Source organism: Sulfuricurvum sp. RIFCSPLOWO2_12_FULL_43_24 (genome assembly GCF_001829605.1).
Lineage (GTDB): Bacteria > Campylobacterota > Campylobacteria > Campylobacterales > Sulfurimonadaceae > Sulfuricurvum.
Genome location: NZ_MIBT01000017.1, coordinates 1 through 8458, shown reverse-complemented (window position 1 = coordinate 8458; position 8458 = coordinate 1). Strand labels below are relative to the sequence as shown.

Genomic DNA, 8458 nt, shown 5'->3' with positions numbered 1-8458 from the left:
TTTTTTCAGCCGCCGGGTTCCAATCGATGACCCTGAAATCCATATCCCATTCGATAACGGCAAAAGGGAGCTGCTGAAAATGCAAAACGAGTCTATCGGTTATTTTATGGAGTTCGCCGGTCCGTTGATCGACCAGTATCTGCAGATTTTGCCGATGTTCTTCAAGAGTGCTGTCTCTCATCTGGATTTGAGAAAGCATCTCGTTGAATCCTTCTGCCAGCAATCCTAGCTCGTCATTGCTGATGACAGGGGTACGGATGGCATAGTTTTTTTCTTCCGAAACCATTTGCATCATATCGACCATTTGAATGATCGGTTCGGTAATCTTTTTTTGCAGTTTTTTGGATAGAACATACGACAGAAAAAGGGCAATTAAAAGCCCTATGAGCAAAAAGAGGGCGTAATACGAGAGATTGCTGTACATTTCATCAAGATTGGACTGGATGTATATCCCTCCCACCACATCGCCGTCGAGAATAATTTCCTGATACACAGAGACATGATTGAGTCCGAAATGATTGGACTCAATTTTTGAAAAAGGGATGAGCGGATGGTTGTGTCGATCACGATATTTGTAGCTTGCAAACGCTACCCCCTCCTTCGTGTACAATTCGCAGTAATCGATGTTTTTATTGGCTTTGAGTGCGGAGAGGGTCTCTCCGGCACTTTTCGGATCGTTGAATATCAACGAAGCAGTGGAATTGTCTCCGATAATTTTTGCCTGAATATTAAGTTCTTTGAGTATCTTCTGTTTTTCGATACTCACTTCCATAATCGCCATTGTGAGGCCAAGAACAATGAGCCCAAAGACTGAAATCACCACGCCGATCAAAATCAGCTTAGTTTTAATGGAATATTTCAGAAGAAATCCCTGCCGTTTATTGCCCATTACGAATGATCCTTGCGATTTTAAGAAGTTTGGAACTGATTTTGAGTTTGGACTGCTCTGCCGCATCCATATTGATCTCGATTTTGACTCGATTGTTCTCTAAATAAAAATTGATGATTACCCCTTGATTCGAATATTCCGACGTATCGCCGACGGTAAGAATCGGTTTGTTTCTAGCGTATCGCATAATGGGTTCAAGTTTGTTTTTCTCGAGGGAAGAGAGATAAAGGATCTGACAGGAAGGGATTTCATTAACAGAATTGACACGCTTAACCACAAGCCGCTTACCGGCTGTTACTTGCCCATTCAGTGCGGCCATCGCATCACCGAACGAATCCTCACCAACGATACACAGTGTCAAAGTATTCTCTCCTGGCAACTCGATAAATTTAGGAAAATTGTAAAGAAACGCAGCCTTGACTTGGTTTTCCTCATACACCGATGCTTGTAAATAACCCGAAACGGCGAGAAGCCACGTAAAAAGAAAAAAGACTCGATAGATCAACTGCATCCTTAAAATCGGTATGTCAATTTTACTCTGACGCTCCGCCCGTCTTGAGTAATGGTATCTTCTTGGTGTTCAGGACGGCCAGGATCGGCATAACGATGGTCGAAAAGATTGTAAACTCCGACTGCAAATTCTGTCCCTTTTGCCAGCTCATGGGTTAAAAAATTCGCATGAGCAAGGGTATAGCCTCCCACCCTTGAACCTCCGAGCGTTTTGCGACTGCCGACATACTGCAACCGTATCCCGCTCTGAAGTGCTTCATCAAACAGAGGAATCGCATACTGAAGCGCGGCCAGATTACGAGGGGAGTTTTCCAGCTCCTGATTTGTTATTTGATCGATCGTTTTTTGCCAAGTATAGCTGACACGCAGCCGGTTTTGATTGCTCCAGACTTTCTCCGCCTCTACCTCCGCTCCGATAGTCTGTACTTGCCCGATATTTTGAAAAACGCTAAACCCGTCCGACGGGTCAATAACCTGATTGATCAGATTGTTGATATCGTTGCGATAGAGAGAAGCAGAGAGTCGCAGATTGTTCTGAGGATGATGTTCGATGATCGCTTCATAGGTTTTAATCTCCTCCGGCTGAAGAGCATGATTTGCCTTAGTAGAAAAACCGCTGGAGTACATTTCATAGGTGTTTGGGGCGCGAAAGGCACTTCCGTAGAGGAGTTTCAGCACTGTTTCCGGTTGCAGTGCATAGATGAGGGCTAAACGAGGGTTGATCGTCTCTCCCACGGTCGAAAATGCATCATAGCGTATACCTGCATTGAGTATCAACCGCTCAGAGAGGGTGATCTCATCTTGAAAATAGAGCGCTTTTCGGTCGCTGCTCATTTTAAGATCGTTATAGAGCGCTGCCGGATCTTCATCGTAGTTTTTCATGTTTTGGTGAAGATTTTTTTGATACTCTCCCCCCACGATAATGGTGTGTCCTTCCAAACGGAGCAGCGCCTTGGCTTCTGCCCCCGCCCATTCGGAGAATGCATCGTCCTGATTAATCGTAACAGGAGGCTGATCGTACGGGAATGTCCCTTTGTAATAGTATCCTCCGGCAAAAACTTTTCCGGAGAGTTCCAGTTTGTCACTGAGGGCTTTTGTATACGCTAGACTTACGATACCTTCCGAATCGGTCGTCTGAGTACGCGGATCGTTGAAAATACTCTCAAACGATGCGGTCGGAACTTTTTTGACCCGCTCGGAATAGCCTGCGCTCATCGTCAGTTCCCCAAAAGAGACTTTTCCGTAAAAACGCTTCGCCCGATCGCTGTCAAGATCTTGAGCCATCCCGTTGTTGGTGGAGGGATCATTAAATTCCGGGAAAAAGAAGTTCTGCCCCCGACTCTCGTCGTAGCTCGCCGAAAGAAGTACATCGGTGCCGTTTTGCAATACCTGAGCATAGGTACCCCGAGCACCTGTCGTCCCGAAACTCCCTATGCTGGCTGAGAGCTCGCCCCCTTTATAATCGCTGCCGCTTTTCGTAATGATATTGATCACACCGAAAAAAGCGTTACTGCCATATATGGATGAGCCCGGTCCACGGATAATCTCGATCCTCTTGATCAAATCGATATCGAGAAAAAACTCTTGCCCGATCGACGCCGTATCGTAATCGGCATCGTTAATGCGGGTGCCGTCTACCAGCAGTAATATCCGGCTGTTGTAATCACCGGGACGGTTGAACCCCCGAACTCCGGCATACTCGTAGTTACGATCGTTCGTTGTGTAGAGTCCTCGTACCCCCGAGAGGATATCCGCTAAATTCCGATAGCCGTATATCTTGATCTCATCCTCTGTAATCACCGTTACGGAAGCGGGGGCTTCAGCTATTTTCTGAGAAAATTTCGAGGCTGTCGTCACTTCAAGGTTGGTCAGATCTTCGATCGACATTTGCAATAAATCGTTTTGTGCGAGCAGTTCAGGTGCTTGGGCACCCTGCACCGGAGAGACTAAAAAGGGGACACTGACTCCTACAAAAAATCCAGCTAAAACACGACGAAAAAAAAATGTACGCTTTGTCATTTTTCTTTCCTTTCCTCTTTAATCGATCTCGCAGTACACTGTTTCTCTAATACTAAATATTTTCAAATACTATAGCATATTTTTTCGCTTATTGAAAAAAACGTCAAATTGACTGGCAGGCATCGGGTTATCTCATAAATAGGCTCATTTATGAGGGACTCCTTTTAGCATTTGTATGGACGCTTTGCTCCAGGTAAGAATACTTTGTTTCTCCCTTTCAGTTAAACGGGAATCCCAATGTCCGAGAACATAACGAAGTGGCGGCATATCACCCTCAATGCTCACTTCTTTAATACCTTCTAAATCTTTTAACGGTGTTACATGCGAAATAAAGGGAAAGTCTTTACTCATATCTAGATGCTTTTTGCCTTCTTTGATATCATAATCAACCATCTGTTTAACACCGGGAACCTTATAATACCAAGGAAATTTTGTTATATTTCCATGGCAATCAAAACATTTTTTTTCAAAAATAGGTTTTATGCTTTTAACGTATTCGTTATTAATAATTTTATAGGCGTGTAATGTCTGATTTGAATCCATTTCTTTATGTTTTATTTCAGTATTACCCCCATGAGCAAAAACTGAAGAGGGAACGATCACCCCGACGGAAAACAAAATCATTGTCATATGTTTAAAATATTTCATTTTAAACTCCTAGTTCATTTTTTTTGCAACGGTTCCGTTGGGATGCTCATACCAGCCCGGATCAGAGTAATCACCTTTGGGCTGATTTTTACGTACTTTCACGAGGGTAAACATCCCCCCCATCTCGATGGGACCAAACGGCCCTTTGCCGGTCATCATCGGCAACGTATTCTCCGGAATTTTCATCCCCATCTCAACCATATCCTGCATCTCCGCCATCCCGTTTTTACCCATCGGCATGTACATGTAATCGGGCATTAAATCACTGATTTTTTCGGTGAGATCATCTTGCTTGACTCCGATCATATTAGGAACGCTGTGCCCCATCGGTCCCATCGTATGATGCGACTTATGGCAATGCAACGACCAGTCTCCCTCTTCGGTGGCAACAAATTCAAAAGCTCTCACTTGCCCGACACCGATATCGATGGTGACTTCAGGCCACCGAGCACTTTTGGGAACCCACCCTCCATCGGTGCACGTCACTTCAAACGGATGTCCGTGCATATGAATCGGATGGTTCGTCATTGTCAGATTCCCCACACGGATACGTACACGATCTCCCACCCGCACATTCATTGAATCGATCCCCGGAAAGACACGGCTGTTAAAACTCCAGATATTAAACTCGGTCATGGTCGATGGATTCGGAGTATAGGTTCCCGGTGCCACATCGTAGCTGGCAAGGAGAAAACAAAAATCCCGATCTACTTTATGCGCTTTCGGCGCTTTTGGGTGAACGATAAACATCCCCATACACCCCATCGCCATCTGCACCATCTCATCGGCGTGCGGGTGATACATAAACGTCCCGCTTTGACGAAGGGTAAATTCATACACATAGGTCTCGCCCGGTGCGATCTGTACCTGCGTCAATCCCCCAACCCCGTCCATCCCGTTAGGGAGTATAAGACCGTGCCAATGGATCGTGGTATGTTCGGGAAGCTTGTTCGTCACGATCAGCCGTACGCGATCCCCCTCAACTGCTTCGATCGTAGGTCCCGGAGAGGTACCGTTGTAGCCCCAGCAGTTCACTACCATCCCCGGGGCAAACTCGCGGACAACAGGTTCAGCGATAATACGAAACTCTTTGATCCCCTCTTTCATTTCATAAGGGAGACTCCAGCCGTTGAGTGTTACCACCGGATTGTAATTTTTCCCCTCTTGAGGGGTAATGAGGGTAGCAGGTGAAAGAACCCGTTTAGGATTTTTAACGAGCGTGAGTTGGCGCTTTTTGCTTTCATGTCCGGCATGATCATGTTCGGAAGCTTCGGCTTTTGAACCGAGTGCCGCAGAGGCGATCAATGCCGCACCCAAACCCAAAAAATCGCGTCTATCGTGTCCCATTAGAGTTTTCCCCCTATCGTATATTCCAAATCGGCTTGTGCTTTTTGGTAATCTCCCAACGCATCGAGCGCTTCCATTTTTGCCTCACCTAAGCGCCGTTGATCTTCGAGCAGCTCGTAAATACCGTCCAGCATACCGTTATAGAAAAGCTGTGTCTCTTCTAAAATCTGCTGATTATTCTTCACAACCACCTCATCGTATGAGCGCGCTATATCAAATGTATATCGAAGGTGTGCATACCCCTCACGCACTTCTGAGCGGATATTAACGGCTGTTTCATACAGGCGATGGACATTTTGATTGTAGACCGCCTGCGTCTTACTCACCCGAGCTTGTCCAAAATCAAAAAGCGGGATGGGAAGTTTTATTCCAAAGGTATTAAACCGTTTTTCACCCGTTGTTTTTTCACTCTCTACTGAGAGTTCCAGCTCATCGAGGAGGCGTGTATTTTCACTGTATCCCGCCTGCAGTGCGGCATAATCGACCGATTTTATCGCACTGCGCATATCGAGACGATTGACGATGGCACATTTTTCCAATCCCGATTCTGAAACGGCAGGCTCCATACGCGTTAGTGGTTCTGTACTCAATGTATAATGGGTTTGCGAACCATAAAGCCCGAGAATCTTATTTAAGGCTTCGCGTGCTGCCGCATTGTCACGAGCGAGCTTGATCGATTCGATACGCTCACGCTCATAGCTCTCTTGAACTTTGAGCATATCCCGTTTGGAAAGATTACCTGCCGTATATTGACGAACCGCAAGCTGGAGTGAAGCTTCATGGGATTTGAGAATCGAACGATTGAGCGCACCTTTTTCTTCAGCCAAACGGGCATCAATGTAGCTCTTCTTTGCATCTCTAGCACTGCGCAACACGGTGTCTCCGACACTGAGAGTAGTCTCTTCGAGGGCTAAGTGGCCTAGTTCACGCCGCAGAGGGATCCAAAGAAGGTCTAAAAAGGCTACCTCTACACTCAGAGTCGAGGTAGTTACCCCGTTACTGCGTCCGATACTGTAGCCCAAAAGAGGATTGCGCATAAGCCCTGCTTCCACCAACTCGCTCTGAGCGATACCGATATTTTCGTAGGTTTGCTGCAATGCGCGGTTATTAATCAGCATGATACGAACCGCATTTTCCTGTGTCAACGGCTTTGAAAGAAGTGCTTTTACACTCTCATCGACACTTGCTGCTTCTTGAGGTGTTTTGATCCATTGAAGATTTTTGCCCCCCTGCTCACTTGTGAGCTGATTCACCGACTCGAACGCTTCTTTTTGGGAAATGGTAGAACATCCCGAAATAATGACCAATGCCGCTATCGATGCTGTGAGTGTTTTGCCTACCATTTCGCGCCTCCATGCCCTGTCGCATTCTGATCCTCTTTTTGAACGCACCCCTCTTCGACTACGTCAATCGAAGCAGAGGGAGGGGTATAAACACTTTTACCGCTCAATGCATCCGCAGAGGAAGGTGTCGACACCGTGACCTCGGCGGCATAACCCATTATTCCAATCATGACAAAGAGGATAATACGGTTCATTTAGCCATCTTTACAATAATATATTTCCCCTCTTTTTGAACAAACTCAAAATTCACACGATCACCCACTTCTACTGAATGGGTCAGTTCAGGATTGACAACCTCGAATTGCATGTTCATCGAAGGCCATTTCAGCTCTGGAATCGGATCGTGAAAAATACGGAGAGTTTCATGATTTTGGGAAATCTGCTTTATTGTCCCGCTCGCATGAATCGTTTGTTCACTCACCGTTGATGCGGAAGCGTGATTATGATGTTCATCTCCCATTGCAGACACGGCAGTCCCTGCCCCCAATGACATACACACGAATGCACTTATAATTTTGCTCTTCATAAAAAACCCCTCTATTTAGCTAATACACAAAGTTTATCATATAGAGTAAAAAAATAATTTAATCCAATAATAACAATATTAACGGAGGATACTTTCTTCACTGATGTTGTTGCGCTACAATATCCCTCATGAAAGAATTTCGTCACTGTATCCATTGTAATCACACACTCTATCATCTCGCCGATGGAATGGTTAAATGCTCTAAATGCAAAAAAAAATACAGCCCGACACGCGTCAATCAAATAAAAAATCTGATTAAATTATTCTGCGACGAAGAAAATGCCCTCTCGGCATCGATATCTCTGAATCTGAGTTACGCTACTGTTTTGAATTATTATCAAAAATTTCGACACCTAAGTGCTGAATACTGCGAAGCCGAGTACCATCTTCATCGAAATGAAGAGACACAATACGAAGAGTACCTCTATATTGAGAAATCCAAGCGGCGTGACAAAACCGCTATTTTCGATTCCCATAATTTTCTGACATTCGGTTACGGAAAGAGGGTTTACACCCTTCTCATGCCCTCGCTGGGGATATTCAAACAACAGTTTTTAGAAGATAATCTCGAAGGACTCTATTATAAAGAGTTTTCCAAATTCATGCGAACCAGCAAAATCATCAAAATATCCGAACATGACAATGTTATTGAGAAGTTTTGGCACTATTTTGAACAGTTTATTACTGGTTTTAAAGGGGTAAGTAACGAGCACTTCCCTTACTATCTCAAAGAGGCGGAATTTAAGTTCAATACGCCGATCTCAGAACGCTCCCAAATTTTAGAGAAGCTCTATTTTTGATCTAATGGTTCTTAATATACTCTACAATTATTTTTTTAAACTCCAATAACTTAAAAAGTTTGGTCTCTTCAATATTCTCATGATCAAACAAAGTATTGTAAAGCTCATTAAACTTTTCTAAAGACATGGCTTTTATATGGGCATGATCATTTCTTAAATCAATAATTTTTGAGAGAAATTCAGTTAATTCAGACACAAAAAATATTCTATCAAAATCATCTATTTCATCAAATTCTTCAACTGTTTTACTATCTTTGAGAAGCAAAATGATTCCACCTAACATGATGCCTTGGAATGACCCCCGTTTTATAGACACATTAGTTTTCCGCTAACACCTCATTTTTCGTTGATTCCAAAAAGTATCTTACCTCAAATT

Annotated in this window: 10 protein-coding genes; 1 reads left to right on the top strand and 9 read right to left on the bottom strand. The window is 44.3% G+C overall.

What is annotated here, in order from left to right:
• The 8 genes from A3G19_RS01845 to A3G19_RS01810 form a co-directional block, all read right to left on the bottom strand.
• Nucleotides 1-889: CHASE sensor domain-containing protein (locus A3G19_RS01845; protein WP_294870276.1), on the bottom strand; the 889-nt coding region annotated here is incomplete at its 3' end.
• Nucleotides 879-1394 carry a YfiR family protein gene (locus A3G19_RS01840; RefSeq protein ID WP_015654335.1) on the bottom strand — a complete coding sequence of 172 codons (516 nt, stop codon included), beginning with the start codon at nucleotides 1392-1394 and terminating at the stop codon, nucleotides 879-881. The genes A3G19_RS01840 and A3G19_RS01845, both read right to left, overlap by 11 nt.
• An 8-nt stretch (nucleotides 1395-1402) precedes the next feature.
• Nucleotides 1403-3418, bottom strand: coding sequence for a TonB-dependent receptor (locus tag A3G19_RS01835; RefSeq protein WP_294870274.1), 2016 nt, complete (start codon nucleotides 3416-3418; stop codon nucleotides 1403-1405).
• 144 nt (nucleotides 3419-3562) lie between these two features.
• Nucleotides 3563-4066, bottom strand: a complete 504-nt coding sequence (locus A3G19_RS01830; protein WP_294870272.1) for a heme-binding domain-containing protein — start codon at nucleotides 4064-4066, stop codon at nucleotides 3563-3565.
• Nucleotides 4067-4075: 9 nt separating this feature from the next.
• Nucleotides 4076-5413, bottom strand: a complete 1338-nt coding sequence (locus A3G19_RS01825; protein WP_294870270.1) for a copper oxidase — start codon at nucleotides 5411-5413, stop codon at nucleotides 4076-4078.
• On the bottom strand, nucleotides 5413-6756 hold the full coding sequence (locus A3G19_RS01820; RefSeq protein ID WP_294870269.1) for a TolC family protein: 1344 nt from the start codon (nucleotides 6754-6756) through the stop codon (nucleotides 5413-5415). The genes A3G19_RS01825 and A3G19_RS01820 overlap by 1 nt, the downstream gene beginning before the upstream one ends.
• Entirely contained in the window at nucleotides 6750-6950 is a 201-nt protein-coding gene (locus tag A3G19_RS01815; protein WP_015654340.1) for a hypothetical protein, read from the bottom strand. Before A3G19_RS01815 ends, A3G19_RS01820 begins: the two co-directional genes overlap by 7 nt.
• Nucleotides 6947-7282 (bottom strand): copper-binding protein, encoded by a 336-nt coding sequence (locus A3G19_RS01810; protein WP_015654341.1) that lies wholly within the window; start codon nucleotides 7280-7282, stop codon nucleotides 6947-6949. Before A3G19_RS01810 ends, A3G19_RS01815 begins: the two co-directional genes overlap by 4 nt.
• 128 nt (nucleotides 7283-7410) lie before the next feature.
• Between A3G19_RS01810 and A3G19_RS01805 the strand changes: the two genes are divergently transcribed.
• A complete protein-coding gene (locus A3G19_RS01805) occupies nucleotides 7411-8082 on the top strand; it encodes a transposase (RefSeq protein WP_294870268.1) in 672 nt (223 codons plus the stop codon).
• A gap of 1 nt (nucleotide 8083) precedes the next feature.
• Here the strand turns inward: A3G19_RS01805 and A3G19_RS01800 are convergent, their stop codons facing one another.
• Nucleotides 8084-8398 carry a hypothetical protein gene (locus tag A3G19_RS01800; RefSeq protein WP_294870266.1) on the bottom strand — a complete coding sequence of 105 codons (315 nt, stop codon included), beginning with the start codon at nucleotides 8396-8398 and terminating at the stop codon, nucleotides 8084-8086.
• Nucleotides 8399-8458: the final 60 nt, after the last annotated feature.